Origin of the sequence: Olleya sp. AS48 (assembly GCF_038900355.1) — a bacterium.
Lineage (GTDB): Bacteria > Bacteroidota > Bacteroidia > Flavobacteriales > Flavobacteriaceae > Olleya.
Genome location: NZ_JBBMRD010000007.1, coordinates 119918 through 146905, shown reverse-complemented (window position 1 = coordinate 146905; position 26988 = coordinate 119918). Strand labels below are relative to the sequence as shown.

The window sequence follows — 26988 nt, the reverse complement described above, 5'->3', positions numbered from 1 at the left end:
ATAAAAAATAATAACCATGAAAAAAATATATACAATCCTTACACTTTCTATAGCGCTATTTGTAGCCAGTTGTGGTAGCGAAGACAAAAAACCAGTGGTAGATAATTCACCAGAAATTAGTGTAAAAACTAGTCAGGTTGCAGCAAATACCAATAGTCCTTTTTTATCGGTTAGCGGAAAAATTCAAGCTACAAATAGTGCAGATTTAAGCACTAGAATGATGGGTTATGTTAATAAAGTACATGTCAACGTTGGCGATAAAGTACGTAAAGGACAATTATTAGTCTCTATTAATAATAGCGATTTACAAGCTAAAAGAGCTCAGGTTAATGCAGGAATTACAGAAGCTAATGCAGCTTTAAATAATGCGCAAAAAGATTACAACCGTTTTAATAACTTATTTGCAGACAATAGTGCCTCTCAAAAAGAAATGGATGATATGACTGCAAATTACGAAATGGCTAAGGCTAGAGTGGAAGGTGCCAATCAAATGAAAAACGAGATTAACGCACAGTTTGCTTACAGTAATATTACTGCACCTTTTAGCGGAACCGTAACTAGTAAAAATGTAGAAGCTGGTAATATGGCAAATCCTGGTGTGCCATTAATAAGTATAGAAACACCTGGAAATTTTGAAGTGATGGCAATGGTACCAGAAACTGAAATTTCAGAGATTAAATCAGGAACTACAGTAGATGTTTTGGTTAAATCGATTAATAAAACTTTAAAAGGAAAAGTAAAAGAAGTAAGTACATCAGCCAAAAATACTGGAGGACAGTATTTAGTAAAAATTGATTTATATAAAACAGGGGCTAATATTTTATCAGGCATGTTTACAACAGTGCAATTTCCTGTAGAGAGAAAAGCAACGTCATCAATGGTTTTAATACCTACTGAAGCTATTGTCACAAACGGACAATTATCTGGAGTTTATACAGTAAGCCAAAGCAATACAGCATTATTACGATGGTTGCGTTTAGGTAGAACTTTTGGAGATCAAGTGGAAGTGCTATCTGGTTTAAATGCAGACGAAGCATACATTGTTTCTGCTGAAGGGAAATTATTTAATGGCGCTAAAATTTCAATTCAATAACTAATAAGTCGCGTTAAGGATAGAAGTGGAAATCCTTTTTACGTCAGTTCGAGTGAATTTGCCTAAGCAAATTTGTATCGAGAACAAGTAAAAAGATTGCAACGGATAGCCTGTTAAAACGCCCAAAATAAAAATTCAAATGAAAGAAGGAATCGCAGGTAAAATTGCCAAAGTCTTTATGCAGTCGAAGCTTACAGTGCTTTTAATGATTGTATTTATGGTAGTTGGTGTGTACAGTTCGTTTTTAATTCCGCGTGAAGAAGAACCGCAAATTGATGTGCCTATGGCAGACATTTTTGTGGGGTATCCTGGAGCAAGTCCTACCGAAGTGGAGTCGCGTGTAATAAAACCTTTAGAGCAATTAATTTCGAATATTAAAGGTGTAGAATATGTGTATTCTACGTCCATGAAAGAGCAAGGAATGGTCATCGTACAGTTTTATGTTGGCGAAGATATTGAGCGTAGTTTCGTAAAATTATACAACGAAATTAACAAGCATATGGACCAAATGCCTGAAGGTGTTACGTTTCCATTAGTAAAAACGCGTGCGATTGATGATGTGCCAATGTTAGGTTTAACGTTGTGGAGCGAAAATTATGACGATTACCAGTTAAACCAGATGGCTCAAGAGTTGGAAGCTGAAATTAAGAAGATAAACGATGTGGCTATAACGCATAAAATTGGTGGTAGAGATCGTCAATTACGTGTGGTTTTAGATAAAGATAAATTGGCTGCAAGTGGTTTAGATTTCTTGTCGGTTTCGGAAATGATTAAAGCAAATAACAGCCAATTAAGTGCTGGTAGTTTTGATAAGAATGATACTGAGTTTTTAGTAAATACAGGTAAATTTTTAGCTTCGGTTACTGATGTTGAAAATCTGGTGGTTGGTGTGCAACAAAATCAGCCTATTTATTTAAAGCAAGTCGCTAAAATTATTGATGGACCAGAAGTACCACAAAATTATGTGAGTTTAGGTTACGGAAAAGGAAGTGTAAAATCGGCAGATTATAAATCGGAATATCCTGCAGTAACTATTTCTGTTGCTAAACGTAAAGGTGCAGATGCCATGAAAATTGCAGATGTGATAATTGATAAAGTAGATCACTTACGTAGCACTTTAATTCCGGATGATGTACATGTAGAAATTACTAGAAATTATGGTGAAACAGCGTCTCATAAAGTGTCAGAATTACTATGGCACCTTATTGGATCTATCTTTGCGGTTACACTTGTTGTGATGTTAGCCATGGGTTGGCGTGGTGGATTGGTCGTGTTTTTATCGGTTCCAATTACGTTTGCATTGACCTTACTAAGTTACTACATGATGGATTACACGCTAAACCGAATTACCTTATTCGCGTTAGTATTTGTAACAGGAATTGTGGTGGATGATTCCATTATTATTGCCGAAAATATGCACCGACATTTTAAGATGAAACGTTTGCCATTTAAAGAGGCTGCTTTGTATGCAATAAATGAAATTGGAAACCCAACCATTTTAGCAACATTTACTGTAATAGCATCAGTTTTACCTATGGCTTTTGTATCAGGATTAATGGGTCCATATATGGCACCAATGCCAATAGGAGCATCCATTGCTATGATATTATCCTTATTTGTAGCTTTAACTATTACACCATATTTAGGTTATATTTTCTTAAGAGAAAAAGATGAAAAAGGCGCAGAAGAGAAACCGGAAAAACCAGTTGAAGACACACTTATTTATAAGGTTTACAACAAGTTTGAACGTCCTTTATTAGAAAGTAAGAGCAAACGTTGGTTGTTTTTAGGATTGACTTTTATGGGTTTAATGTTAACAATGGTGTTGTTTTTTACCAAATCGGTTGCTGTAAAAATGTTACCTTTTGATAACAAGAATGAGTTTCAGGTGGTTATTGATATGCCTGAAGGTACCACACTAGAACGTACAGGAGTTGTAGCACAAGAAGTGTCGCAATACTTGTCAACACGACCAGAAGTGGTTAATTATCAAAATTACGTGGGTACATCTGCACCAATTACGTTTAACGGTTTGGTACGTCATTACGATTTACGTGGTGGATCTAATATGGCAGATATACAGGTAAATTTAATTGATAAAGGCGAACGTGATATTCAAAGTCACGGTATTGCTAAATTAATGCGTCCAGACATTCAAAAAATTGCTGCAAAGTATAATGCCAATATTAAATTGGTAGAAGTGCCACCAGGACCTCCAGTATTGTCAACGATTGTTGCAGAAGTGTATGGACCTGATTATAATGAGCAAATTAAAATAGCAAATGGTGTTCAAGAGATTTTAAAAAACACAACAGATGTGGTGGATATTGATTGGATGGTGGAAGCGGATCAAACCGAATATCAATTTGATATTAATAAAGAAAAAGCCATGTTGTATGGTGTTGCACCACAACAAATTGCGTATACCATGAATATGGCATTGTCAAATAGAGCTATCACTAATTTATATGATGAAGATGCGGTTACCCAAGTAGGTTTGATATTGGCTTTGGATGAAAAAGAAAAATCTACAATTACTGATATTTCGCAATTAAAGGTGAAATCTAAACAAGGTAATATGGTGCCTATTGCAGATTTGGTAACTATTACCGAAACCATAGCAGCAAAAAGCATTTACCGTAAAAATCAAAAACGTGTCGTTTATGTTATGGCAGATATGGCTGGAGAATTAGAAAGTCCTGCGTATGCTATTCTTGGAATGGAAGAAAAGTTAAAAGAGATTCCGTTGCCAAAAGGCTACGAGTTAAACGAAATGTATTTAGGTCAGCCAGACTTTGAAGACAATTATACTGTAAAATGGGATGGAGAATGGCAAATTACTTTGGAAGTTTTTAGAGATTTAGGTATTGCCTTTTTAGGAGCCATTATCTTAATATACATTTTGATTGTAGGCTGGTTTCAAAACTTTAAAGCACCAATTGTTATGATGGTGGCAATACCATTATCGTTAATCGGAATTATTTTAGGTCACTGGATTATGGGAGCATTCTTTACAGCAACTTCTTTTATTGGTATGATTGCGTTAGCAGGAATTATGGTTAGGAATTCAGTTTTACTTATTGACTTTATAAATTTAAGAACAGCGGAAGGTGTACCTCTTAAAGAAGCATGTATTGAAGCAGGAGCAGTGCGTACAACACCAATTTTATTAACAGCAGGAACGGTTGTTATTGGAGCATTTGTGATCCTGTTTGATCCGATTTTTCAAGGATTGGCAATATCATTAATGGGAGGGACTATTGTGTCTACAGTATTGACTTTACTGGTTGTACCTCTTGTTTATTATATGATAGAGAAGAAGAACTATAAATAATGGGATTCTGTGTTGTTAATAATGAGATTCTGAAATGAATTCAGAATGACGAGCGGTTTGCAGATAAGATTGGGTAATAAAAAGAAAGTTGAGTTGTGAATAAATAGGTTCTGAAATAGGTTCAGAATGACTTGAATATTAAGTATTAAATTTTAAAAAAGAAGAAAAATGTTGAATACATATTTTAGAGTAATTGTTGGTGTGATGGTATTATTAAGTGTGGTGCTTTCGGTTTATGTAAGCCCAAAATGGATGTGGTTTACTGTATTTATTGGCGTAAACTTAATACAATCAGCTTTTACAAAATGGTGTTTGTTAGAAACTATATTAGTAAAGTTAGGTGTGAGGAAAGAAAGCGCAGGTTGTAGCGTTAAATAGCATTAGTTTTATAATAGGTTAATTCCTATAAAATTAGTAGACTAAAAGTCCATAAATTGATTTGTAGCACGTATTTTTGCGCAAATTTAATTTATGGATTTTTTATTTCAACCTTGGCATTGGTTTGTCTCTGGTTTTTTGATAGCACTAACAATGCTAATTTTATTATTAATGGGAAAGCGATTTGGAATGTCTTCAAATTTAAGAACATTTTGTGCTGCTTGTGGAGCAGGAAAAGCTAGTGCTTTTTTTAGATTTGATTGGAAGTCTGACCAATGGAACCTACTGGTTGTTTTTGGAGCAATGCTTGGTGGTTTTGTGGCATCTCATTATTTATCTGCTGCAGATATGCTTGCCATTAGTGATGCTACAAAAGCATCGTTGTCTAGTATAAATATTTCGACTGAAAACCAATACTTACCTGTCGAGCTATTTTCAATTTCCGCTTTAAGCGATATAAAAACTATCGTAATTTTAGTTATTGGTGGACTTTTAGTTGGATTTGGAGCACGTTACGCAGGAGGTTGTACGTCTGGTCATGCTATTTCTGGATTAAGTAATTTACAATTACCGTCGTTAATTGCTGTTATTGGGTTCTTTGTAGGAGGATTAGTAATGGTACATTTATTATTCCCTTTAATTTTTTAATGATGAAACAAATACTTTTTATATTAATTGGGTTTTTCTTCGGAATTATTATGTTTAAATCTGAAGCTGCTTCATGGTTTAGAATTTATGAGATGTTCCGTTTTGAAGCGTTTCATATGTACGGAATTATAGGTACTGCTTTAGCTTTTGGAATTTTGTTTGTTCAGATTATTAAAAGGTATAACGTAAAATCGTTTGATTGTCATCCAATTATAATAGAACCAAAAGAAAAATCGTTTTCTAAATACTTGCTTGGAGGTATTATTTTCGGGTTAGGTTGGGCATTAGTTGGCGCATGTCCAGGACCTATATTTGTACTGGTAGGTGCAGGTTATTTGCCTATAGTTATAGTGTTTTTATCTGCTGCTTTAGGGACGTTTTTATATGGTGTATTAAAAGATAAATTACCACATTAATTACATTTTATTTTTAAAATCTGTAACATTTTTACAAATTATACGTCATATAAGTATAAATCTTAAAGCGAATTAAAGTAAAAATGAAAACAGACAGACAGTTATTAGTATTAACCCATTTAAGTCAATTAGTGTCTTTAATTATAGGTTGTGGTAGCTTAATTTTACCACTAATAATATGGTTAACACAAAAAGATAAAATATATCAAATGGACGCTCATGGTAAAACCATTGTTAACTTTCAATTAAGTATAGTGGTTTTATATATTGTATGTGTACCTTTAATTTTACTTTTTGGTTTAGGACTATTAGGCTGGTTTGTTTTAGGATTAGTATCTATAATTTACCCAGTAATAAATGCCATTAAGGTTAGTAATGGCGAAGAACCGCATTACCCTTTATCTTTTAATTTTATTAGTTAGTTTACATTACATTGATAAAGAAGAAAAACGCAACCTGTAAGGGTTGCGTTTTTTGTTATGTGATTACATGAAAGGTGTTTAGAATTATTGTTTTGTAAATTCTAAGTCAGAAAAACCTTCAATTTTTAGATGACCTTCATCAGTATATTCTACGGTCGTGTTATGCTCAAAATCTTCATTATCAATAATAGTAAGTATTTCATTATGAATAGTCCATTCAAAAGGATTTGCACTTGATATTACATTGTCCTCTGTTATTACCATAGTTACTATTTTACCAAAGTTTTCACTTTCAAAGTGAATGTGATATTCAAAAGAGTCAGTAGCATCTTCGCGAAGCCAATCACCAATAATGGGATTGGTAGTGGTATTATTTACGTTAGAAGCATCGTCATTATTATTACAAGATAATAGAGCGATACTAGTTATTAATAAAAAGAATAATTTAAAACTGTACTTCATATTCTAGATTAATTGTTTAATCAATTGCTAAGTTATTTAATATTGAGGGTAACTTAGATTATTGCGTTGTAAAAGTATTAAAATTAAGGGAATATAATATTTATTATAACAAAAAAAGCAACTCAATAGAGTTGCTTTTTTTATGATATAGGTTTAAGTTATTAGCTGTTTAACATTACAGGCATCACTAACATAGTTACTTGTTCTCCAACCTCTAAATCATCAATAGGCGTTAAGATACCTGCTCTGTTAGGCATGCTTAGCTCTAATTGTACGTCGTTAGATCCTAAGTTGTTTAACATCTCTGTTAAAAAACGAGAGTTAAAACCAATTTGCATGTCGTCTCCTTGATAATCACAAGTCAAACGTTCTTCTGCTTTGTTAGAGTAGTCAATATCTTCTGCAGATATATTTAATTCTGCTCCAGCAATTTTTAATCTAATTTGGTGTGTTGTTTTGTTAGAGAAAATACTAACACGACGTACAGAGTTTAAAAACTGTGTTCTGTCTATTGTTAGTTTGTTTGGATTTTCTTTTGGTATTACCGCTTCGTAATTAGGATATTTACCGTCAATTAAACGACAGATTAATATTGTGTTTTCAAAAGTAAACTTAGCGTTAGAGTCATTATATTCAATAGTAATTTCCTCGTCACTTGCACCAAGTATTCCTTTTAATAAGTTTAAAGGCTTTTTAGGCATAATAAACTCAGCTACCTGAGAGGCTTTAACATCTTCTCTAGAGTATTTAACTAATTTATGAGCATCTGTAGCAACAAAGGTTAAACCTTCAGTAGAAAACTGAAAGAATACACCACTCATAACAGGTCTTAAATCGTCATTTCCTGCTGCAAAAATAGTTTTGTTAATAGCTGTTGCTAAAATATGACCTGGCATTTTTGTACTGCTTGGATCCTCTAGGCTAATGGCTTTTGGAAACTCGTTTCCGTCTGCATAAGCTAAAGCATATTTACCATGATTTGAGCTAATTTCAACGGTATTATTTTCTTCAATAACAAACGTTAATGGTTGTTCTGGAAATGTTTTTAAAGTATCTAAAAGTAAACGTGCAGGAATAGCTACGCTTCCTTCATTGTCACTATCTACATCTAAAACAGCAGACATGGTTGTTTCTAAATCGCTTGCAGATACAGTTAATTTAGATTCATTTAATTCAAATAAAAAATTATCTAAAATAGGTAATGTATTTGAACTGTTAATTACACCTCCTAAAACCTGTAATTGTTTTAGTAAGTATGTGCTTGATACGATAAATTTCATCTATATGTGTAAATTAATACTATTAATAATTTGTCTTACAAATATATTGCTAATGTGTTAAAATAAGAAACAAACTTATTAACACTTACTTGGCATATTTTTTCTTACGAAGGTAGTTAAATATTAAACCAAAAACACCTAATAAAACCAATGGTAATAAGAGGTTTAGTAGTTGCCATTTTGTTTTTTCTTCTGTAATTTTTTCAGGATTTAAAAAGGCAACTGCAATTTCTTTGGATCTAATGTTTATAAGTCCTGTGTCATCTAAAAGATAATTAGCCACATTTGACAAAAATTCTTTATTACCAAAGGTTTGTCCTGTGTATTTGTCAAAACCTAGTTCTTCGGGACCTAATCTTCCAACTTCGTTTTTAATGACGTCACCATCAGATATGACTACCATTTTGGTTGGTATACTGCTGTTTTTAGAGTTTGAAATAGCAAAAGGTTTTACTCGGTTATTATATGCCGACGTAAAGGTGCCTTCTAGTAACACAGCTAATGTTTGTGGACCTTTATTAAAGGTTTTAGGCTCTAACTTATTATTGACCATATCCAAGCTGATTTCGCGAGGCGTGCCTTCTAATTTAGTTAAAGGCGCAGTTTGGAGCAATATTGTTTTTTTGGTACTACTTTTAATAGTATCCATAGGATTGGCAAAATCAAATTTTAAGAAATCTAAATTATTGACAATAGGATGATTGCTGTTTCCTTTTGCTAAAGGCGAATAGGTCCAAGGATAGCTTTGAAATTGACTATCACTACCTTCTCCTGACGCTAAAGTTATAGGTGCAGAGTACATAGAGCTTACTATAAGTGGATTAATACGTATACCATATTTAAAGAAAAAATCGGTTAAATTTAAATCTAAAGGGATAGCAATATTTTTACCATAATCGTTATAAAGACTATCTTTATCCATTGCAACTTGCTCTAGTAACCATAGGCTTTTACCACCATTCATGGTATACTGATCTAAAACAAATTTTTCTTTTTCTGAAAATGCTTCTGTTGGCTTAGCCGAAATAATTAAATCGTATTCCTGTAATTTTTTTAGAGTACTTTCTGCGTAATTAGAAACGCTATCTAATGTAAATGGAGCAATAAAATAATAGTCTCTTATACTTTTAATATAGTCTGCAATGTATTTGTTTTCTAGCTGTCCATTACCTTTTAAAACTGCTATTTTACGTCGTTTAGGATTAACTAATTTGCTAATACCATCTGCAAAAGCATATTCCAATTGTTGTACAGAATTATTAACTAATTGTTGTTGAGTCGCTCCAAGGGTGTTTTTTACTAACGGGATTTTTACCGTTTGATCATTATAACTTGCCAAAGCCCATGGAAAAATAACAGCTTGACTAGTTTTTCCGTTTTCTTGAACGTTTAATTGCATTGGTGTTAACCCTCTTGCATTTAATTGCTGGATATTTTGATCTCTAGTAGCTTCGTCCTCTATTGGATTTATAAAATTGAAACTAATGTTATTATTATAAGCCACTAACTCTTCTAATAATTGTCTGGTTTCAGATTGTAATTTTCTAAATTCTGAAGGAAAATCATCACCTTCTAAAAATACATCAACCAAAATAGGAGATTCTACCTTTTCTAATATGGTTAAAACCGAAGGATTTAAAGTGTAGCGTTGATCTGTCGTTAAATCAAATCGTTTATAAAAAGTATTGGCTATTACATTAATTACAATTAACCCAATAACTACAAATGCGATATTTTTGATAGACTTATTCAAATTTTTTCTCAAGTTGATAGGTTTTTACTGCAACAACAGTATCGTTTTTAAATTGAAGTTCAATACATTCTTGGTCTTTAGTAAAAGCACCAGGTTTAAAGCCCATATTATAATTCCATTGATCTTTAGAGTTGGCTTTAATACTATCATCCCAACCATACCATTCTGCTGTACCAAAATCTGTTTTAATTTCAGCTTTAGTTTTGCCAATTAATTGGTTATTATCATTTAATTGATCCATCATTTCAAACCTAAGTTCTGGGTATTCAGCCCAATTATCAGCATTAAAATGTTTTTGGTGATGGTAACTAGAAAAGATATTAACTATTGGATAAAATAAGTAAAAATAGAGTAGAGGTGTTGCTATTACTGTAAGTAATAAGCTTATCCATTTATTGTCTCCAATGGTTTTTATAAATAGCCATGCTAAGATAAATACAACTATAAACGATATTATTAAAATGGGTGTAATTACCATACTATTGTTTTTTAATGTTGAATTTGGTTAGCGCAATAAACAAAATAGTAATACTTAAAAAGTATATTAGGTCTCTAGTATCCAGAACACCGCGACTCATACTTTTATAATGTGCATTCATACCCAATTGCTCCACAGTATTACTAGATATTACATCTGCAATGCCTTCAAAACCAATATAAAAAAATAGACATAAAAACACAGCAATTATAAAAGCAACTATTTGATTGTCTGATATGGTTGATGCAAAAATACCAATTGCAGTATAGGCTGCTACTAAAAATAGTAAGCCAAAATAGGATCCTAATGTGCTTCCAAAATCTAAATTACCTAATGGGTTACCTAATTGATAAACGGTATAAACGTATAATAGCGTTGGTATTAGCGCTATTATTATTAGTAATAAGGCTCCAAAATATTTACCTAATACTAATTGTAATGTGGTTATTGGTTTAGTTAAAAGTAGCTCTAAAGTGCCTTGTTTTTTCTCGTCGCTAAAACTACGCATGGTAACCGCTGGAATTAAGAATATTAAAATCCATGGTGCCAATAAAAAAAACGTTGACAGATCTGCAAATCCGTTATCAAGGATATTAAACTCGCCTTTAAATACCCATAAAAAAAGACCGTTTAATAATAAAAATATAGCAATAACTAAGTAGCCTATTGGCGAAGCAAAAAATGAGTTTATTTCTTTTTTAAGTATGGCTAGCATGCTTTATTTATTAATGTTATTTATAATTTATTTTAACGAAGCTAATTTGTCAACACTCCAAGCTTCTGGTTTTGCATTAAACAGTGGTTTAGTTTTAGCCCAAACGCCTTTAAAAAGGTCTGAATTGCGATAGTTTTCTAAATCACTTTCATTATCCCAATAACTGTAAGTAAAAAATATATTGGGATTGGTTTTGTCCTGATACAATTCTAACAATTGGTTGCCTTTAAAGTTTCTTATTTTAAATTTTACGGTTTCAAAATTAGCTAAAAAGGTGGCTATATTTTCTTCGGCAAAACTTAATTTAACAATTCTTACAAACATGACTTGGGTTTTAATGAGTTTCCGCGAAAGCGATACTTTTATTTATTTAAAAAAATTAATGGTTACTGTATCTCGCAGTCCTAATCCCATTAGGCTACTTGCACTACCAACCGTTTGGTTATTACTTTTATATATGGCTATTTCTAGATAGTTGGAACTGTTAAAGACGACTAAACCACGTCCTTCGTCATTACGTTTGTCTTCTGGTGTGTCAAAGTTAACAATATCGCTATATTTGGATTGTATTTTTTTGAACTTATAATTTCTTGCAGACACTTCGTAAGAACGTCCTTTTTGCAGCGTTTCAAAAAAGTTTTTTCTAATATTAGTAACGACATTACCATAATTGTCAATGTAGATTATGCTGCCAATTATTTGCGTTTGCTCCTCATTAACGTAAGGCACTAGATTTTTAATTGGTTTTATTTTATCAATAGCTTTGCCTATAACTTCTAATGTTCCACCACGTGCTATGTGGCATGCTACTTTTACAAAGACATCTAAAACAGGAAAACTGGTTTCTATTTTATCATGTATATTAATTTCTACTAATTTAGAATGTGCAATCTCATTAGCTATCATGCTCATAATTCCGTTATTGGCACAGATAAAGTAATGATCGTCTAACTCTACCGCAATATGCTTGTTTTCTGGATTAATTTCGGAGTCAATACCAATGACATGGATTGTACCTTTAGGAAAACTACTATAGGCATTTTGTATAATATAGGCTGCCTCAGCAATATTAAAAGGAGAGATACTATGAGAGATATCAACAATTTTAACTTCTGGCAATTCGCTGTAAATAGCGCCTTTTATTGCGCCAGCAAAGTGATCTTTCTCTCCAAAATCTGTGGTAAGCGTTATAATTGGCATGAATTATTGTTGATATTTTTTTAACCTAGAACACACAAAAAATGTGTAAATTTGTTAGATACACAAAACTAATAAAATTGTACAGATTAATTTAATAAATCAGCGCTTTTGAACGAAATAATTATTGAACTACAGGAGATCTCTCCAAAAGAGTTTTTTGGAACCGGAAATGAGAATATTACGCTACTAAAAAAATACTTTCCAAAACTCAAGATTGTAGCTAGAGGAAATACCATTAAGGCTTTTGGAGACGAAGAATTATTGGATGAGTTTGATCGCAGAATGACCATGCTATTAAAGCATTTTTCTAAATACAATAAATTAGACGAAAATGTAATCGAGCGTGTTTTAACTAGCCAAAGTAGTGATGATTACAGCACTTCTGAAAAAAGTGGCGAAGTCTTAGTACATGGTGCCAATGGTAAACCTATTAAGGCTATTACTGCTAACCAACGTAAAATGGTCGAGCTAATGCGTAAAAACGATATGGTATTTGCTATTGGACCAGCAGGAACAGGTAAAACGTATACAGGAGTAGCGTTAGCAGTTAAAGCATTAAAAAATAAAGAGGTAAAACGTATTATTTTGACACGTCCAGCAGTGGAAGCAGGTGAAAATCTAGGTTTTTTACCTGGAGATTTAAAAGAAAAATTAGATCCTTATATGCAACCATTATATGACGCATTAAGAGATATGATTCCTGCGGAAAAATTAGCGCAGTATATTGAAAATGGTACCATACAAATTGCACCTTTAGCATTTATGCGTGGTCGTACATTAGATCATGCTTTTGTTATTTTAGATGAAGGTCAAAATACAACGCATGCACAAATGAAGATGTTTTTAACCAGAATGGGTAAAAGCGCTAAATTTTTATTAACAGGTGATCCAGGTCAAATTGATTTGCCTCGTCGTACTATTTCTGGTTTAAAAGAAGCTTTACTTATTTTAAAAGGAGTAGAAGGTGTAGGAATGATTTTTCTGGATGACAAGGATGTTGTTAGACATAAACTAGTCAAAAAAATTATCGAAGCTTATAAAAACATTGAAAACAGAGAGTAAATTTATATTACAACAACAACAACAACAACAACAACAACAACAACAACAACAATACAACTAATGAGTAATACTATTATAGACACTAATTTTAAATTTCCTAATCAAAAAAGTCTATACAAAGGAAAAGTAAGAGCAGTTTACAATATTAATGATGAAGAATTGGTAATGATTGCAACAGACCGTTTAAGCGCTTTTGATGTGGTTATGCCAAAAGGAATCCCATATAAAGGACAAATCCTTAATCAGATTGCCACTAGCATGATGAAAGCTACCGAAGATGTTGTGCCAAATTGGTTAACAGCAACTCCAGATCCAAACGTTGCGGTTGGACATTTATGCGAGCCTTTTAAAGTAGAAATGGTTATACGTGGTTACATGTCTGGTCATGCAGCGCGTGAGTATAAAGCTGGAAAACGCATGCTTTGTGGTGTTGTAATGCCAGAAGGGATGAAGGAAAACGATAAGTTTCCGGAGCCTATTATTACGCCTGCAACTAAAGCAGAAATGGGTGATCATGACGAAGATATCTCAAGAGAAGACATCCTTAAAAAAGGAATAGTTAGCGAAGCAGACTACATTGTTTTAGAAGACTATACGCGTAAATTATTTAAAAGAGGGACAGAAATAGCTGCTTCACGTGGCTTAATTTTGGTGGATACTAAATATGAATTTGGTAAAACTAAGGATGGGAAAATTGTTTTAATTGACGAAATCCATACACCAGATTCTTCGCGATATTTTTATGCTGAAGGCTATCAAGACCGTCAAGATAATAACGAAGCACAAAAACAATTGTCTAAAGAGTTTGTAAGACAGTGGTTAATTGCTAATAATTTTCAAGGTTTAGAGGGACAAACTGTACCAGTTATGTCTGACGACTATATTGAAACCGTATCAGAACGTTATATTGAATTATACGAGAATATTATGGGAGAACCATTTGTAAAAGCAGATGTGTCAAACATTCAAGAACGTATTGAAGCTAATGTTTTAGCATATTTAAAATAAAATATAATTTATTTTTGAAATAATAAAAGAGCTTGCAATTGCAAGCTCTTTTATTTATAAAATAGTTGAATTAATTTTTAAGATACTTATCTTCCAACGCTAGTAAAGCTAAGTATGGATTGCCTTTTAAACCAAGTAGTTTAGCAAAAGCAGGTTCGGTTTTAAAACCTTTTAATTTTAACGAAATGATATCTTTTTTAAACTGATGTCCTTTTTGTTTTAAAATTTCATTTTCAATAAGCATATGTCTGTATGCATTTTGTTGTTTTGAAGGAATAGCTTGACCAAAAATTTCATATAAAAACTGATCAGTTTTGAAAGTAGCAATGGTTGACGGTATTGTATTTTGTATGGTTTGGTAGACTTTAAAGTCTTGATATCCTGAAAATTGCTGTTTTAAAAATAAAGGAAAGGTATCATGGTTTTTACACTCGCAAATAATATCTAAATCACTATTAGGTATATCTATATCAATTGGTATAGTGCCTGTTAAAATGGGATTAAAAGGTAATAACTTGTCTAAAACAGTATGTTTTTTTAAGTCTAAATACGCAATTTTCTGTTTCTTATTTCCGTGTTTTAAGTATTCAATAGTTGTAAAATCTACGTTCAAAATGTTAATTTATAGTTGGTTTTAAAAATCACTACTTATAAGTCACCAAAATATCTGCTACTTTTTGTAAATCACTTTCATTAATCTCCGTTTTTGGTGCTAACGGAAATGTCTGTTGTCCTGGCCTACCAACAAAAGCAGCACGCCAACCAGCCCAAAGTGCACCAGCAACATCCCAACCATGCGCAGCAATAAGCATACAGTCTTCTGGTTTTATGTTCATTTTATTAGAAGCCCAATTATAAACATCATTAAAAGGTTTAAATTTTCCAACCGATTCAATACTTAACAAATCATCAAAATATTGGGTCAAACCAGCATTTTCAATTTTAATTTTAAGGCTTTCATCGTTAGAATTGGTTAAAGCTACAAGAGTAAAACCTTCAGTTTTTAACGTGTTTAAAGCGTCTTTTACTTCCGGATGAGGCGGTAAATTTTGCATCGATTTTACAACAATATCTCTAGCTTCTTCTTCAGAAATTACAATGTTATTATTGGCTGCAACCATTTGTAAAGCAGCAGCACCAATGTGTCCAAACGGTTTATATTGTCCACTTGCAGATACCACTAATGAATACTGTAACATTGTAGTAAACCATAAAGACAATAAATCGGATTTACCGCCTAAAGCATCTCCAACCTGTTTTTTCATTACGGTTAGATCTAAAAGTGTTTCGTTTACATCAAAGAATAATACTTTAGGTTTAGTTGTCATTAGTGTCGTTTTTTATTTCAATTGTTTTAAAGCTGATAATATTTCCGATGGTTCTGCACGCTGTGTATAATCTGCGTCTAAAAAGGCATAAGTAATTATTCCGTTGGTATCTATAACATAAGTTGCAGCTAAAGGTAAGGTATTACTAATATCTCCATTAACTTTGTTTAGTCCAAAACCAGCGTTATAAATAGTAGCAACATCATCTGTTAGAGTGTAAACCACACCATATGCTTTACCAATAGTGTTTTCTAAATCACTTAAAACGGTAAATTCAAGATTGTTTTTTTCTGAAGTACTTAAAGAATTATCTGGCAATTCTGGAGTCAAAGCCAAAAGTGTAGCACCTTCTTTTTTAAATTCAGGTAATTTTTCTTGTAAAGCGTGCAAAGTAATATTGCAATATGGACACCAACCACCTCTGTACCATGTTAAAACTACTGGTCCGTTTTTTAATTCGTTGTATAAAGTAACCGATTCGTTTAAGGCATTTTTTAAAGTGAAATTATGCGCTTTGTCTCCAACTTTTAAAGCAGAATCTAATACTCCAGAGTTTGCTACACTAGAAATTCCATCTGCATATATTTTTTTCTTTTCGTCTGTAAATTTAGATGCACTTGCTTGACGGACTTCATCTAACAATACATCTAAGTCACCTTTATTATTTGAACTCATATGTTTCTTTTAAAAAAATATAAAATTAAACCGCTTATTGTTCAGCAATTAACTCCGTTAATACTTGTTTAAAAGTATCTACAGGTTGTGCTCCTGTTACTGCACTTTTACGATTAAAAACAATAGTTGGCACAGAATTTACACCCATGTTTTTCCAATAGTTTTGTTTGTTTCTTACTTCCAATTTTGCTTCATCGCTATCTAATTTCGCTAAAGCTTTATCTGCATTTAAACCAACTTCTAAAAGGGCTTCTTTTAAAACATCTCTTTTAGATACATCTTTTCTATCGCTAAAAAAGGCTTTAGTTAAAGTCATTTTTAATTCGGTTTGCTTTCCGAAGTCTTTAGCATATTCTAATAAAACATGAGCATCAAAGGTGTTAGCCATTCGCATCTCATCAAAATAATCGAATTTAAACCCTAGTTCTTCACCAGCATCAGTCATCATTTGTTGCGATTCTCTTTGTTGGTCTAATGTAGAACCATACTTTTCGGCTATATGTTCAATAACATTTTGACCTTCGGCTGGCATATTTGGATTTAATTCAAATGGCTGCCATTCAATTTCTAATTGATCTTCAACACCAAGTTCTTTTATTGCTTTTTCTAAACGCTTGTATCCAATGGTACACCAAGGACATACAACGTCAGATACGATATCTATTTTTAATTTATTTGCCATAATTAAAATGTTATTAGTTCACTAATTTGAAGTTCAGCCTGAATATTAGTATAATTTTTTACATCTGCAGCAAAAGTTTCTGCATGAGGTCCAAAGGACTCTTGAAAAGCCTTCACACTGTCAAACTTTAAATGCGCAATAGCTACGTAAGGCGCAAGTTCTCCAGGAACTCTGCTAGCTATGCCTAAGTCTAATTCTAAATCTTTTAAAGCGCTACCAACTAATTTTGACACCATTGGTAAGTGCGTGTTTTTATAATAGTCTGCATCAAACTGTACATCTTTACTGTTTGGATACATTACGGATACTTTTATCATATTCTGTTTTTTATAAAATTAATAAACCTTCCTCAAAAAAGGAGGAAGGTTTACAGTTATTAATCAACCTATAGTTTTTTAATTTTAAAACTAGATTATTTTTTTGACCAAGCAAATTTTTGAAAAGCCTCATCAACAGGTGTATTTGCAATGTGGTTTGTGTAATTACTAATTACTTTTTGAGATAATCCTAAAATTATTTCTAATACTTGTTGCTCACCATATCCAGCTGCGTAAAAAGCTTCTAAATCTGCTTGCGACACATTTCCACGATTACGTGTTATAGATAATGTTAGAGTACGTAGTGCTTCTAATTTTGCATCTGCAAGAGGCGTTTCATTACGTAAAGCGTCAATAATTGCATCATCAACTTTCATCATTTTAGCAATACCTGTATGTGCTGGCACACAGTAATGACAAGCATGTTCTACGTTAATGGTTTGCCATACCACAGTAAGCTCGTCGTTATTAAAAGATGTTTCTGTAAATAATTGGTGTAACTCTTGGTATGCTTTTAATAATTCAGGAGAAGCTGCTAAAACACCATGTAAACCAGGAATCATTCCGTATGCTTTTTGAGAGTTTTCTAATAAAGCTTTGCTACCTTCTGGAGCAGTTTCGATGTTGTGAATTTTTAAAGTTGTCATAAATTTTTGTTTTTATTTTAATATTCTGTTAATCTTTTCTAAACGTTCGTTTAGTTATTGTGTAAAAAAAATGTTTATAAATTTTTGAAGACCATTTCTATATAATCCTCAATTTCTTCTTTTGTGTTAACTCTAGATGCTGCTGCTAACCCGTGTTTAGCTAGTAATAAATAGTTAGCTTGTTTTGCTATAGTTTCTTCGTTTTTTGAAGTATCCAACTTAAGTTTTTGAATAATAATGGATTTTAAGCTATCCATAAAACTATTCATTTGCTTCTGAATGCATTCATCTTCTTTTTCAGAAAACTCATTATAAGTATTAGTCACAAAACAACCTTTAATGTTGTCGCTTTTAAAACTAGAACTTACAGAGTCGTAAAAAAATTGTTTAATATCTTCAACGCCTTGTGTTCCTTTTTTAAGTTTATCCAAAACCTGACTGACATTAGAACGGTATAGCTTTAAACTTTCCAGAAACAAACCATGTTTATTACCAAAACTAGAATATATTGAAAACTTGTTGATGCCCATTTCTTTCTCAAGCATTTGCATAGAAGTAGTTTCATAGCCATTTTTCCAAAAAAGATGCATTGCTTTTTCGACTACTTCAGTTTCGTTATATTGTTTTGTTCTTGCCATTTTTAATTTCCGTGTAAACGGTAACTTCTAATTACAGGACAAAACTAAACGATTGGTTAGTAATAAAAAAACTTTTAACATTTTTTTAGTTTTTAAGCTTTAAATAAAGCTTACGAATCTTATGATACAAATAGGTATTAGTTTGCACATAATAAAAAGAAATAAAGCACACAACCACCATAAAAACAATAGCACCAAGGATAGCTTGGGTTGGATTTAAACTTTTATAAAAAAAGTGTTTTAAGCTTAAACCTGTAAAACTACCATAAATAATCATAAAATGAATCACATAAATAGACAACGTTTTCTGTCCAATTTTAGTAATTATAGCTTGTTTAAGATAAGTTTCAAAAGTGTAAAATATCCCAAAGATTACTAATACATTTCCAAGTCTACTAAACAAATAATTGTAGTTAGCACTTCTGGTAAATAAAGGTAAATTAAATAGGTTATCTAGTAGTTTTAAAGTTGGACTAGAATAATAAATCATAAACACACCAATAATTAAAAAGGCAGCAATTTTAATAGGTTTGTAGTTGTTTTTATGTCCAAATTTAGCAAATAGTACAGCAATAAAACCACCAAAAGCAACGTAGCCAAACCATGGGATTATAGTAAATACCGATCCATGTTGTATGCTCAAGTAATTAGAGAATAATATTGGAGCGTTTTCAATTTTTAAGGTTCGGTATAATGGCTCTGATACAAAAATACTAAAGCCTATTATTAAAAATAATGCGGCTAAAACCCATTCATTTTTAAAACTTATTTTAAATAAAAAAATTAAAATTAATAAGGATAAACCTATGCATTGTAAGACATCTACTTGTAAAAAATTCATGTTAACTTGCCCATACATTAAACTAATAAACGAAAAGCGCAAGGCATAACCTAGTACAATTAGCAGTAAGCCTCGATTTATTCCTTTTTTAATTCGCTCTTGTTCTGTACCTTTTTCTTTAGCTTTTAATAATAAAAATACAAATACTAAACCTGTAATGGTAAAAAAGGTTGGAGCTGTAATCCCTCTAAAATAAGCCCAAATATTATAAATAGTATTGGAAGTGTCCCGATAAATTGGGTTTAAAAGCGAGTCTATAAAATGACCTTGTAACATCATTAGTATAGCAAAAGCTCTGACAGCATCAAGAAAAAAAAGTCTGGTTGGTTTCAAATGGTATTTTTGTTAGGGTTGTAAAGATAATAGTTATATTTAAAGTCTAAAACTTTGTAGTTATATGTATGATAAAATAAATGACTTTATAGCAGATTTTGCCTCTTTTGTTTGGGGTTTACCACTACTAATTTTATTAATTGGAGGTGGATTATACCTGCTAATTTTGTCTAAGTTTTTACCGTTTAGATATTTAGGTCATGCCATACAAATATTACGTGGTAAGTATGATAATCAGGATGACGAAGGCGAAATCACACATTTTCAAGCCTTAACCACAGCATTGTCATCTACCATTGGTATGGGAAATATTGCAGGCGTTGCAGTAGCCATCTCAATTGGAGGACCAGGAGCAGTATTTTGGATGTGGATTAGTGCAGTTGTAGGTATGTCTACCAAATTTTTCACCTCTAGTTTAGCCATAATGTACAGAGGTAAAGACAGTGCAGGTAATACACAAGGTGGTCCAATGTATTTTATAATGGAAGGTCTTGGTAAACACTGGAAGCCATTAGCAATTTTATTTAGTTTTTGTGGTTTAATTGGAGCATTACCAGTATTTAACGTTAACCAATTAACGCAAGCAATAAATGATATTGTATTAAAACCCAATGGAATTACAGTAGATTTTACCTCTAATTTAATTATTGGTGTGATTTTAGTAATCATAACATCTATCGTAATTTTAGGCGGTTTAAACCGAATAAGTAAAGTTGCATCCAAATTAGTACCAAGTATGGTGTTGTTATATTTTGTGTTGATACTTATTATTTTGTTCGCTAATGCGGAAGTCGTGCCAACTTATTTTAAATTAATATTTACAGATGCTTTTGCAGCAGAAAATTATAAAGGAGACGCCTTTTTAGGAGGTCTTTTAGGAGGATTGATAGTTTTAGGAATCCGACGTGGAGCATTTTCAAACGAAGCTGGTATAGGTACAGCACCTTTAGCACATGGAGCTGCAAAAACCAACGAGCCTATTCGTGAAGGTTTAGTTGCTATGTTAGGACCAGCAATAGATACTTTAATAGTTTGTACGCTTACTGCTTTGGCAATTTTAGTAACAGGTGTTTGGCAAACTACAGAAGCTAATGGTGTTAGCCTAACAGCTAATGCTTTTGGAGCAGCAATGCCAACTTTTGGACGCTATTTACTATTGCTTTGTATTGTAATATTTAGTGTGTCATCATTGTTTTCTTATGCCTATTATGGCGGAAAATGTCTATCGTTTTTAATAGGAGATAAACACAAACATTATTACAACTATTTTTACATTTTAAGTATAATTCTCGGAGCAACAACATCACTTGCGCTAATGATTAATTTGATTGATGGTGTTTTTGCTTTAATGGCAATTCCAACTATGACAGCAACTTTAATATTGGCTCCTAAAGTTTTAAAAGAAGCTAAATCATATTTTAAAAGGATGAAAGAGATTTAGATTACAAATTAAAATAAATAAATATAAATTACGTTTTAACTTTTATAACCACAAGATTAATACGCATATAAAGCAAAACTACTTTCTAACTTTAACCAAAATTAAATTTTATGAAACGTTTGCTATTATGTACATGCTTTTTTACACTTATTTTTTCTTGTTCTACATCAGATGATGTTCAAGAGAATAATCTAGAACTTAATTTTTACGGACTAACAGTAGGTAATTCTTATACATATAAATTTTATAAGTATAACTCAGATACAGAAGATTACGATGAAACTTTAATTGTCCAAAATGTTATCATAGAGGATACAGAAGAGGTTTCTGGACAGCAATACTTTAAGATTAAAACAACTACAAGTGGAGTAGATGGTTTTAATTTATTTTATCTTCAAAATGGTGAAGAAATTGACTATTTACGAGAAGTAGACGGAACTTTAATTAATGATAATAACGATGTTCTTTTTGTTAATAACGAATTTTCAGAGCATTTAGTTAATAGTGATAATACGTCCTTAAATTTATACAGAAAAACAATTGAGGAACCAGTAATAATTAACTCTAACACAGGAAGTTTTAATTGTATTGAGATGCAAAATTATATTGTAACTGAAGATGGTACTACACTTGATGGTGTTAGTAAAATTCATTATTCCGAAGGGGTAGGGTTGGTACAACAAACTTGTGTTTATGCTAGTTCATCTACACCAGTGATGATAAAAAAATTAAATTCTTACAATATCCAAAACTAAAACAAAATCTAGTTATTTATTAAAGTAGAGAATTTATATACTCATATTTTATTAATTAATACGAACTATGAAATTAAAAATTCACCTAGGATAGTATTCAATACATCCTAGGTTTTTATATACTTAAACATTTAGATTTTATTTACTGAAGCCTTAAATTGCTGTGGCGTCATTAGTTCCATTTTTTTAAACTGTCGGTTAAAATAACTGGTGTTATTAAATCCAGATTTAAATGCAATTTCGGACATTCTAAAATCTTTAGATTCTTTAATCAGTTTTTTAGAAAATTTAATTTTTTCTGAATTTATATAATCAATAGGAGAGATGCCTAAGGTGTTTTTAAACTGTTTATGGAAGTGAGACGTACTCATGTATGCTTTTTTTGCCAATAAGTCTACGCTGATATCTTTATTGGTTAAATTGTCTTTAATAAATTTAATAACCGTTCCAATTCTAGTATCGTTAAAAATCTGATTAGGATCGTTTATAATTAAAGATTTTGCTTTAGTTTGAAGTAGCCTAACAATCAATTCTTGTATCATTAAATCTAATAAAACATCTTTAGATTTGTTGTTGTTAGTAAACGTGTAGGTTAGTCTTTCAATTAAATGATTAACATCTGTATTGTTTATTAAATGCGAAGTGGTTTCATTTAAATCCCAACTATTATTTTCATTTTCAATAGCCACTTGTTGGTTAAATTTTTCTACAACCTCATTAATTTTAAAAGCATCAATACCTAAGGCTAAACATTGTGTTGGTTGTTCTTTTGTGGCAATCGGAAAATCAATTATCATTTCTTTATTGGTTGGCATCACTACAGATTCACCTGGAAAAAAATCAAAAGCTTCAAAACCATCTAAATGCATAATTTTCTGTCCAGTTAGCATACTTGCAATAATCGGGAAGTTAAACGTCAACGAGACTTTTTCCGCGAAGGCGTGAGTTTCAAAAATATTAAGCTCGGCATAATCTGCATTATACGTTGTTCTGTTTTCCACTAAAGTGGTCAGTTTTCTGTTGCTTTTATGGTTATTTAATAAGGACTGCATATTCAATACTACAATAAAATTTGAACATAAATTTGTTAATAATAGATATGTTCAAGATTATGATAATTCTGTTCAATTAAATTAGAATATGATAAAATAACTTTATCAAAACTAAAGATAATCTATTTTTTAAACTAATAAATTATCTATTTACTAATTTAACATGAAATTATATGAGTTATTCTAAACCTGAATTTAAAGAGAAATATGGCAATTTTATAAACGGAAAATTTGTAGAACCGTTAGATGGTCAATATTTTGAAAACACGTCTCCAATAGATAATAGTTTAATTGCTAAATATCCAAGATCTCAAAAAGAAGATGTCGAAATGGCTTTGGATGCAGCTAATGCAGCAAAAGAAGCTTGGGGAAATACTTCAGCTACAGAAAGAGCAACTATGTTAAATAAAGTAGCAGATATTATTGAAGCCAATTTAGAAGAATTTGCTTTAGTTGAAACTTGCGATAACGGAAAACCAATAAGAGAAACTTTAAATGCAGACATACCTTTGGCAGCAGACCATTGGCGTTATTTTGCAGCGTGTATTAGATCGGAAGAAGGAAGTGCAACCGAGTTAGACCAACACACACTATCCATGAATATTAAAGAACCATTAGGTGTGGTTGGACAAATTATACCATGGAACTTTCCATTATTAATGCTATCCTGGAAGTTACCTCCAGCTTTAGTAACTGGTAACTGTGTGGTTTTAAAACCAGCCGAACAAACACCATCTTCTGCAACTTTATTAATGGAGAAAATTGCAGATGTATTTCCTCCAGGAGTTGTAAATATTGTACATGGTTTTGGACCAGAAGCTGGTAAACCTTTAGCATCAAGCCCTAAAGTAGATAAGGTTGCTTTTACAGGAGAAACCACAACAGGTCAATTAATTATGCAATACGCCTCTAAAAACTTAAACCCTGTAACTATGGAATTAGGAGGTAAATCACCAAATGTATTTTTTAATTCTGTAATGGACGCAGACGATGCGTATTTAGACAAAGCTATTGAAGGTGCAGTTTTGTTTGCCTTTAATCAAGGTGAAGTTTGTACTTGTCCTTCTAGAATTTTAGTACAAGAAGATATTTATGATGCGTTTATGGAGCGTGTTATTGAGCGCACAAATGCAATTGTACAAGATAATCCTTACGATGTTAATACAATGGTTGGTGCACAAGCATCTAACGATCAATACCAAAAAATACAATCTTATTTTAAAATTGGTAAAGACGAAGGAGCAAAAGTATTAACAGGAGGTGACGCCAAAAAATTAGAAGGAGATTTGGCAAATGGATTTTATATTCAGCCAACTATTTTAGAAGGACATAATAAAATGAGAGTTTTTCAAGAAGAAATTTTTGGTCCTGTAGCTTGCGTTACAAAATTTAAAGATGAAGCAGAAGCAATAGAAATTGCTAACGATACACTTTATGGGCTGGGAGCAGGAGTGTGGACTAGAGATGCACACCAATTATACCAAATACCAAGAGCGATTAAAGCTGGTCGTGTTTGGGTAAATTGTTACCACGCCTACCCAGCACATGCACCATTTGGAGGTTATAAAAAATCTGGATTTGGTAGAGAAAACCATGTGATGATGCTTAATTACTATCGTCAAACTAAAAATATGTTAATCTCTTACGATAAAAACAAATTAGGTTTCTTTTAGTAGAAATAAATTAATAGCATAAAGGCTGATTTATATTATAATTCAGCCTTTTTTAATAACTTTAAATTATGGAAAGAGTAGTAATCACAGAAGAGGCAGCAAAAGTATTAGAACAATTGAAAACAAAACATGGTGATTTAATTTTTCATCAAAGTGGAGGCTGTTGTGATGGTTCTGCACCTATGTTATTCGAAAAAGGCGATTTGTATTTAGATGAAAGCGATATCCTTTTAGGAACTTTAAATGGTGTTAATTTTTATATGAATCAAGACCAATTTGAATATTGGAAACACACGCATTTAACGGTGGATATAACAGAAGGTCGAGGAGCTAGTTTCTCTTTGGAGATTCCGTTAGGTTTACGATTTTTAATTCATTCAAGATTATTAACTAAAACTGAAGACGCGTTTTTTAATAAGTAATACTGTAAATTAGTTCTATTATCATTTTAATATTTTAAGCTTTAAAAATTAGTGTTATTCGCTATTTTAAAGCTTTTTTTATGGGTAATATTTAAATAATTAACGAATGCGTGTATATTATATTGCTAAATTGATATATTTATGCTAAATTAATATATATGACAGTAGATTTGTGCCCAAATTGTGGATCAGACCATTACATTAAAAGCGGAATTGTTAATGATAGGCAACGTTATAAGTGCAAAAAATGTAACTATTTCTTCTCTGTTAATAAAATAGGTAAGAAGATAGACGACTACTACGTTAATAAATCGTTACAGTTATACTTAGAAGGCTTAACCTATCGGGAAATTGAACGCATTTTAGGAATTTCTCATGTAAGCATCATGAATTGGGTAAAAAAGTACAACATAAAACGCCCATACAATTCCAATTACCACCCAACATATAAGATTTTAAACGCATCAGAGTTAGCTATTTATTTTAGTGATTCAAAAAATATAAAAGGTGCAGGCGTTGTAGTTACTGAGTTAGGAGATAAATTCATGTTGATTAAATGGGAACGCTTTAAAGATTAGTATAATAAATTAACAAAAAAATATATTAATTTTTTGTTAACACATTGTTTTTAAGAGCTTAGTAGTGCACACAAAACCAATTAACTACTAATTAATCCTTAAAACAATGAAAAAAACAACCGTATTATTGGTAGGACTCTTTTTAATGTCCTTTCAATTAATGACAGCTCAAGGCTCTCCCGATTACGATGGAGGTCTTAAGTTTAAGTTTAACGAAGATGGTTCTAAATATCTTCGGCTTATTTCTTGGGCGCAAGTCCAAGCTAATTATAACACAGATGACACTTTTGATGCTAACGGAAACGAGAACAGTAAATTAAATTTTAATTTGCGTCGTGCTCGTATTTTAATGTTTGCACAAATTAATAAAGACTTTTTAATCGTAACACACTTCGGATTAAACAGTTTAACAAGTTCTACATTAAGTCCTACTGGAAAAGGAGATGGTTCTCAACTCTTTTTTCATGATGTTTGGGCACAATACAATTTAGGCAAAGACCATACAGTTGGTGGAGGTTTACACTATTTTAATGGGATTTCTAGATTAAATAATCAAAGCACGCTTAACATGATGACCTTGGATAACAACCGACAATCATGGGCAACTATTGGCTTGTCAGATCAATTTGCACGTCATTTGGGTGTTTTTGCAAAAGGTAAATTTGATAAACTTCAATATCGCGTAGCTATTAATGATGCTTCTGTATCATCGTTAGATGCGCGTACTGCTGTTGCAGGTGGCGAAGCAGTTTATAATGGTCGTGCTACTTTAGGTTCTAAAGATGCAGGTAAAACATATGCAGGTTATTTTGATTATAATTTCTTAGATCAAGAGTCTAATTTTCTGCCTTATAAAGTGGGAAGTTATTTAGGCGGAAAAAAGATTTTTAATGTCGGAGCAGGGTTTTTCTTGCATCCAAAAGGATCAGTAATAGACACAGGTACAGCATTAACACCTAACTTAGAAGGTGAGGATGTTTCCATCTTTGCAGTAGATGCTTTTTATGATGCGCCTCTTGGTGATAACGGAAGCGCAATTACTGCTTATGCAGTATATCAAAACAGTGATTATGGTAAAGATTATTTATACAGTGCTTATGGTACAGGAAGCATGATTTACGGTCATGTTGGTTATGTATTTAAAGGTGATGTTGCAAAAACAAGGTTTCAACCTTATGTAAGTTACGGTACACATAGTTATGATGCTGTAAGTGATAATAGATCTACTTTAGGTATTGGTGTAAATGCGTATATGAGTGGACATAATTCAAAATTAACTTTAGAATATACAAATCAAGAATTTGGAGCATTAGATGCAAATACTATTTCGCTTCAAGCAATGATTTATCTATAAAAA

30 protein-coding genes are annotated in these 26988 nt (G+C 31.9%); 14 read left to right on the top strand and 16 right to left on the bottom strand.

Annotation, left to right across the window (positions count from 1 at the left end; all coding sequences use genetic code 11):
- Positions 1-16: 16 nt before the first annotated feature.
- The 6 genes from WNY60_RS10355 to WNY60_RS10330 all read left to right on the top strand — a co-directional run bounded on the left by WNY60_RS10355 (position 17) and on the right by WNY60_RS10330 (position 6291).
- Positions 17-1093, top strand: a complete 1077-nt coding sequence (locus tag WNY60_RS10355) for an efflux RND transporter periplasmic adaptor subunit (RefSeq protein WP_342862319.1) — start codon at positions 17-19, stop codon at positions 1091-1093.
- A 139-nt stretch (positions 1094-1232) separates the two neighbouring features.
- A complete protein-coding gene (locus WNY60_RS10350) occupies positions 1233-4427 on the top strand; it encodes an efflux RND transporter permease subunit (protein WP_342862318.1) in 3195 nt (1064 codons plus the stop codon).
- A 168-nt stretch (positions 4428-4595) separates the two neighbouring features.
- Complete coding sequence (locus WNY60_RS10345; protein ID WP_116822969.1) at positions 4596-4805, top strand: DUF2892 domain-containing protein; 210 nt, start codon at positions 4596-4598, stop codon at positions 4803-4805.
- Positions 4806-4898: 93 nt separating this feature from the next.
- Positions 4899-5453 carry a YeeE/YedE thiosulfate transporter family protein gene (locus tag WNY60_RS10340; RefSeq protein WP_342862316.1) on the top strand — a complete coding sequence of 185 codons (555 nt, stop codon included), beginning with the start codon at positions 4899-4901 and terminating at the stop codon, positions 5451-5453.
- Positions 5454-5455: 2 nt separating this feature from the next.
- On the top strand, positions 5456-5869 hold the full coding sequence (locus WNY60_RS10335; protein WP_342862315.1) for a DUF6691 family protein: 414 nt from the start codon (positions 5456-5458) through the stop codon (positions 5867-5869).
- A gap of 83 nt (positions 5870-5952) precedes the next feature.
- The gene (locus WNY60_RS10330; protein WP_145001438.1) at positions 5953-6291 is read left to right on the top strand and encodes a DUF4870 domain-containing protein; all 339 of its coding nucleotides are present in this window, start codon (positions 5953-5955) and stop codon (positions 6289-6291) included.
- A gap of 84 nt (positions 6292-6375) precedes the next feature.
- On the opposite strand, the gene WNY60_RS10325 is transcribed toward WNY60_RS10330, so the two are convergent.
- The 7 genes from WNY60_RS10325 to WNY60_RS10295 all read right to left on the bottom strand — a co-directional run bounded on the left by WNY60_RS10325 (position 6376) and on the right by WNY60_RS10295 (position 12179).
- A complete protein-coding gene (locus tag WNY60_RS10325) occupies positions 6376-6753 on the bottom strand; it encodes a hypothetical protein (protein WP_145001439.1) in 378 nt (125 codons plus the stop codon).
- 161 nt (positions 6754-6914) lie between these two features.
- Complete coding sequence (gene dnaN / locus WNY60_RS10320) at positions 6915-8033, bottom strand: DNA polymerase III subunit beta (protein WP_028283060.1); 1119 nt, start codon at positions 8031-8033, stop codon at positions 6915-6917.
- A gap of 85 nt (positions 8034-8118) precedes the next feature.
- Positions 8119-9798 (bottom strand): gliding motility-associated ABC transporter substrate-binding protein GldG, encoded by a 1680-nt coding sequence (gldG, locus tag WNY60_RS10315; RefSeq protein ID WP_342862314.1) that lies wholly within the window; start codon positions 9796-9798, stop codon positions 8119-8121.
- A complete protein-coding gene (locus WNY60_RS10310) occupies positions 9779-10264 on the bottom strand; it encodes a hypothetical protein (RefSeq protein WP_342862313.1) in 486 nt (161 codons plus the stop codon). The genes gldG and WNY60_RS10310 overlap by 20 nt, the downstream gene beginning before the upstream one ends.
- 1 nt (position 10265) lies before the next feature.
- A complete protein-coding gene (gldF, locus tag WNY60_RS10305) occupies positions 10266-10979 on the bottom strand; it encodes a gliding motility-associated ABC transporter permease subunit GldF (protein ID WP_342862311.1) in 714 nt (237 codons plus the stop codon).
- Between the two features lie 27 nt (positions 10980-11006).
- Entirely contained in the window at positions 11007-11303 is a 297-nt protein-coding gene (locus WNY60_RS10300) for an antibiotic biosynthesis monooxygenase family protein (protein WP_292949160.1), read from the bottom strand.
- Positions 11304-11345: 42 nt separating this feature from the next.
- Complete coding sequence (locus WNY60_RS10295; protein WP_342862310.1) at positions 11346-12179, bottom strand: SAM-dependent chlorinase/fluorinase; 834 nt, start codon at positions 12177-12179, stop codon at positions 11346-11348.
- 108 nt (positions 12180-12287) lie between these two features.
- On the opposite strand from WNY60_RS10295, the gene WNY60_RS10290 reads away from it, so the two are divergent.
- Both WNY60_RS10290 and WNY60_RS10285 read left to right on the top strand, forming a co-directional pair.
- Positions 12288-13241 (top strand): PhoH family protein, encoded by a 954-nt coding sequence (locus WNY60_RS10290; RefSeq protein ID WP_145001444.1) that lies wholly within the window; start codon positions 12288-12290, stop codon positions 13239-13241.
- A gap of 60 nt (positions 13242-13301) precedes the next feature.
- The gene (locus tag WNY60_RS10285) at positions 13302-14249 is read left to right on the top strand and encodes a phosphoribosylaminoimidazolesuccinocarboxamide synthase (RefSeq protein WP_145001445.1); all 948 of its coding nucleotides are present in this window, start codon (positions 13302-13304) and stop codon (positions 14247-14249) included.
- Positions 14250-14319: 70 nt separating this feature from the next.
- Here the strand turns inward: WNY60_RS10285 and WNY60_RS10280 are convergent, their stop codons facing one another.
- The 8 genes from WNY60_RS10280 to WNY60_RS10245 form a co-directional block, all read right to left on the bottom strand.
- Positions 14320-14862: a DUF4269 domain-containing protein gene (locus WNY60_RS10280; protein ID WP_342862309.1), complete on the bottom strand. Its 543-nt coding sequence runs from the start codon at positions 14860-14862 to the stop codon at positions 14320-14322.
- Between the two features lie 31 nt (positions 14863-14893).
- Complete coding sequence (locus tag WNY60_RS10275) at positions 14894-15577, bottom strand: haloacid dehalogenase type II (RefSeq protein WP_339809492.1); 684 nt, start codon at positions 15575-15577, stop codon at positions 14894-14896.
- A 12-nt stretch (positions 15578-15589) separates the two neighbouring features.
- Complete coding sequence (locus WNY60_RS10270; RefSeq protein ID WP_339809493.1) at positions 15590-16252, bottom strand: peroxiredoxin-like family protein; 663 nt, start codon at positions 16250-16252, stop codon at positions 15590-15592.
- 34 nt (positions 16253-16286) lie between these two features.
- Complete coding sequence (locus tag WNY60_RS10265; protein ID WP_342862308.1) at positions 16287-16934, bottom strand: DsbA family oxidoreductase; 648 nt, start codon at positions 16932-16934, stop codon at positions 16287-16289.
- A 2-nt stretch (positions 16935-16936) separates the two neighbouring features.
- On the bottom strand, positions 16937-17251 hold the full coding sequence (locus WNY60_RS10260) for an EthD family reductase (RefSeq protein ID WP_342862307.1): 315 nt from the start codon (positions 17249-17251) through the stop codon (positions 16937-16939).
- 95 nt (positions 17252-17346) lie between these two features.
- The gene (locus WNY60_RS10255; protein WP_145001451.1) at positions 17347-17898 is read right to left on the bottom strand and encodes a carboxymuconolactone decarboxylase family protein; all 552 of its coding nucleotides are present in this window, start codon (positions 17896-17898) and stop codon (positions 17347-17349) included.
- Positions 17899-17972: 74 nt separating this feature from the next.
- Positions 17973-18536 carry a TetR/AcrR family transcriptional regulator gene (locus WNY60_RS10250; protein WP_339809496.1) on the bottom strand — a complete coding sequence of 188 codons (564 nt, stop codon included), beginning with the start codon at positions 18534-18536 and terminating at the stop codon, positions 17973-17975.
- A gap of 85 nt (positions 18537-18621) precedes the next feature.
- Entirely contained in the window at positions 18622-19710 is a 1089-nt protein-coding gene (locus WNY60_RS10245; RefSeq protein ID WP_339809497.1) for a heparan-alpha-glucosaminide N-acetyltransferase domain-containing protein, read from the bottom strand.
- 64 nt (positions 19711-19774) lie between these two features.
- On the opposite strand from WNY60_RS10245, the gene WNY60_RS10240 reads away from it, so the two are divergent.
- Together WNY60_RS10240 and WNY60_RS10235 are read left to right on the top strand one after the other, a co-directional pair.
- Positions 19775-21151, top strand: a complete 1377-nt coding sequence (locus tag WNY60_RS10240; RefSeq protein WP_342862305.1) for an alanine/glycine:cation symporter family protein — start codon at positions 19775-19777, stop codon at positions 21149-21151.
- 110 nt (positions 21152-21261) lie between these two features.
- A complete protein-coding gene (locus WNY60_RS10235) occupies positions 21262-21906 on the top strand; it encodes a hypothetical protein (RefSeq protein WP_342862304.1) in 645 nt (214 codons plus the stop codon).
- A gap of 131 nt (positions 21907-22037) precedes the next feature.
- Here the strand turns inward: WNY60_RS10235 and WNY60_RS10230 are convergent, their stop codons facing one another.
- Positions 22038-22958, bottom strand: a complete 921-nt coding sequence (locus WNY60_RS10230) for an AraC family transcriptional regulator (RefSeq protein ID WP_342862303.1) — start codon at positions 22956-22958, stop codon at positions 22038-22040.
- Positions 22959-23131: 173 nt separating this feature from the next.
- Between WNY60_RS10230 and WNY60_RS10225 the strand changes: the two genes are divergently transcribed.
- The 4 genes from WNY60_RS10225 (at position 23132) to WNY60_RS10210 (ending at position 26985) form a co-directional block, all read left to right on the top strand.
- Positions 23132-24631 (top strand): aldehyde dehydrogenase family protein, encoded by a 1500-nt coding sequence (locus tag WNY60_RS10225; protein ID WP_342862302.1) that lies wholly within the window; start codon positions 23132-23134, stop codon positions 24629-24631.
- Positions 24632-24699: 68 nt separating this feature from the next.
- Positions 24700-25053, top strand: coding sequence for a DUF779 domain-containing protein (locus WNY60_RS10220; RefSeq protein ID WP_145001458.1), 354 nt, complete (start codon positions 24700-24702; stop codon positions 25051-25053).
- Positions 25054-25211: 158 nt separating this feature from the next.
- Positions 25212-25631, top strand: a complete 420-nt coding sequence (locus WNY60_RS10215) for a helix-turn-helix domain-containing protein (RefSeq protein ID WP_145001459.1) — start codon at positions 25212-25214, stop codon at positions 25629-25631.
- 106 nt (positions 25632-25737) lie between these two features.
- Complete coding sequence (locus WNY60_RS10210) at positions 25738-26985, top strand: hypothetical protein (protein ID WP_342862301.1); 1248 nt, start codon at positions 25738-25740, stop codon at positions 26983-26985.
- Positions 26986-26988: the final 3 nt, after the last annotated feature.

Excerpts from the sequence above, each read along its gene's own strand:
- WNY60_RS10355 (WP_342862319.1), top strand. The coding sequence starts at position 17 with ATGAAAAAAATATATACAATCCTTACACTTTCTATAGCGCTATTTGTA.
- WNY60_RS10350 (WP_342862318.1), top strand. The coding sequence starts at position 1,233 with ATGAAAGAAGGAATCGCAGGTAAAATTGCCAAAGTCTTTATGCAGTCG.
- WNY60_RS10345 (WP_116822969.1), top strand. The coding sequence starts at position 4,596 with ATGTTGAATACATATTTTAGAGTAATTGTTGGTGTGATGGTATTATTA.
- WNY60_RS10340 (WP_342862316.1), top strand. The coding sequence starts at position 4,899 with ATGGATTTTTTATTTCAACCTTGGCATTGGTTTGTCTCTGGTTTTTTG.
- WNY60_RS10335 (WP_342862315.1), top strand. The coding sequence starts at position 5,456 with ATGAAACAAATACTTTTTATATTAATTGGGTTTTTCTTCGGAATTATT.
- WNY60_RS10330 (WP_145001438.1), top strand. The coding sequence starts at position 5,953 with ATGAAAACAGACAGACAGTTATTAGTATTAACCCATTTAAGTCAATTA.
- WNY60_RS10325 (WP_145001439.1), bottom strand. The coding sequence starts at position 6,753 with ATGAAGTACAGTTTTAAATTATTCTTTTTATTAATAACTAGTATCGCT.
- dnaN (WP_028283060.1), bottom strand. The coding sequence starts at position 8,033 with ATGAAATTTATCGTATCAAGCACATACTTACTAAAACAATTACAGGTT.
- WNY60_RS10310 (WP_342862313.1), bottom strand. The coding sequence starts at position 10,264 with ATGGTAATTACACCCATTTTAATAATATCGTTTATAGTTGTATTTATC.
- gldF (WP_342862311.1), bottom strand. The coding sequence starts at position 10,979 with ATGCTAGCCATACTTAAAAAAGAAATAAACTCATTTTTTGCTTCGCCA.
- WNY60_RS10300 (WP_292949160.1), bottom strand. The coding sequence starts at position 11,303 with ATGTTTGTAAGAATTGTTAAATTAAGTTTTGCCGAAGAAAATATAGCC.
- WNY60_RS10295 (WP_342862310.1), bottom strand. The coding sequence starts at position 12,179 with ATGCCAATTATAACGCTTACCACAGATTTTGGAGAGAAAGATCACTTT.
- WNY60_RS10285 (WP_145001445.1), top strand. The coding sequence starts at position 13,302 with ATGAGTAATACTATTATAGACACTAATTTTAAATTTCCTAATCAAAAA.
- WNY60_RS10275 (WP_339809492.1), bottom strand. The coding sequence starts at position 15,577 with ATGACAACTAAACCTAAAGTATTATTCTTTGATGTAAACGAAACACTT.
- WNY60_RS10270 (WP_339809493.1), bottom strand. The coding sequence starts at position 16,252 with ATGAGTTCAAATAATAAAGGTGACTTAGATGTATTGTTAGATGAAGTC.
- WNY60_RS10265 (WP_342862308.1), bottom strand. The coding sequence starts at position 16,934 with ATGGCAAATAAATTAAAAATAGATATCGTATCTGACGTTGTATGTCCT.
- WNY60_RS10260 (WP_342862307.1), bottom strand. The coding sequence starts at position 17,251 with ATGATAAAAGTATCCGTAATGTATCCAAACAGTAAAGATGTACAGTTT.
- WNY60_RS10255 (WP_145001451.1), bottom strand. The coding sequence starts at position 17,898 with ATGACAACTTTAAAAATTCACAACATCGAAACTGCTCCAGAAGGTAGC.
- WNY60_RS10250 (WP_339809496.1), bottom strand. The coding sequence starts at position 18,536 with ATGGCAAGAACAAAACAATATAACGAAACTGAAGTAGTCGAAAAAGCA.
- WNY60_RS10240 (WP_342862305.1), top strand. The coding sequence starts at position 19,775 with ATGTATGATAAAATAAATGACTTTATAGCAGATTTTGCCTCTTTTGTT.
- WNY60_RS10235 (WP_342862304.1), top strand. The coding sequence starts at position 21,262 with ATGAAACGTTTGCTATTATGTACATGCTTTTTTACACTTATTTTTTCT.
- WNY60_RS10230 (WP_342862303.1), bottom strand. The coding sequence starts at position 22,958 with ATGCAGTCCTTATTAAATAACCATAAAAGCAACAGAAAACTGACCACT.
- WNY60_RS10225 (WP_342862302.1), top strand. The coding sequence starts at position 23,132 with ATGAGTTATTCTAAACCTGAATTTAAAGAGAAATATGGCAATTTTATA.
- WNY60_RS10220 (WP_145001458.1), top strand. The coding sequence starts at position 24,700 with ATGGAAAGAGTAGTAATCACAGAAGAGGCAGCAAAAGTATTAGAACAA.
- WNY60_RS10215 (WP_145001459.1), top strand. The coding sequence starts at position 25,212 with ATGACAGTAGATTTGTGCCCAAATTGTGGATCAGACCATTACATTAAA.
- WNY60_RS10210 (WP_342862301.1), top strand. The coding sequence starts at position 25,738 with ATGAAAAAAACAACCGTATTATTGGTAGGACTCTTTTTAATGTCCTTT.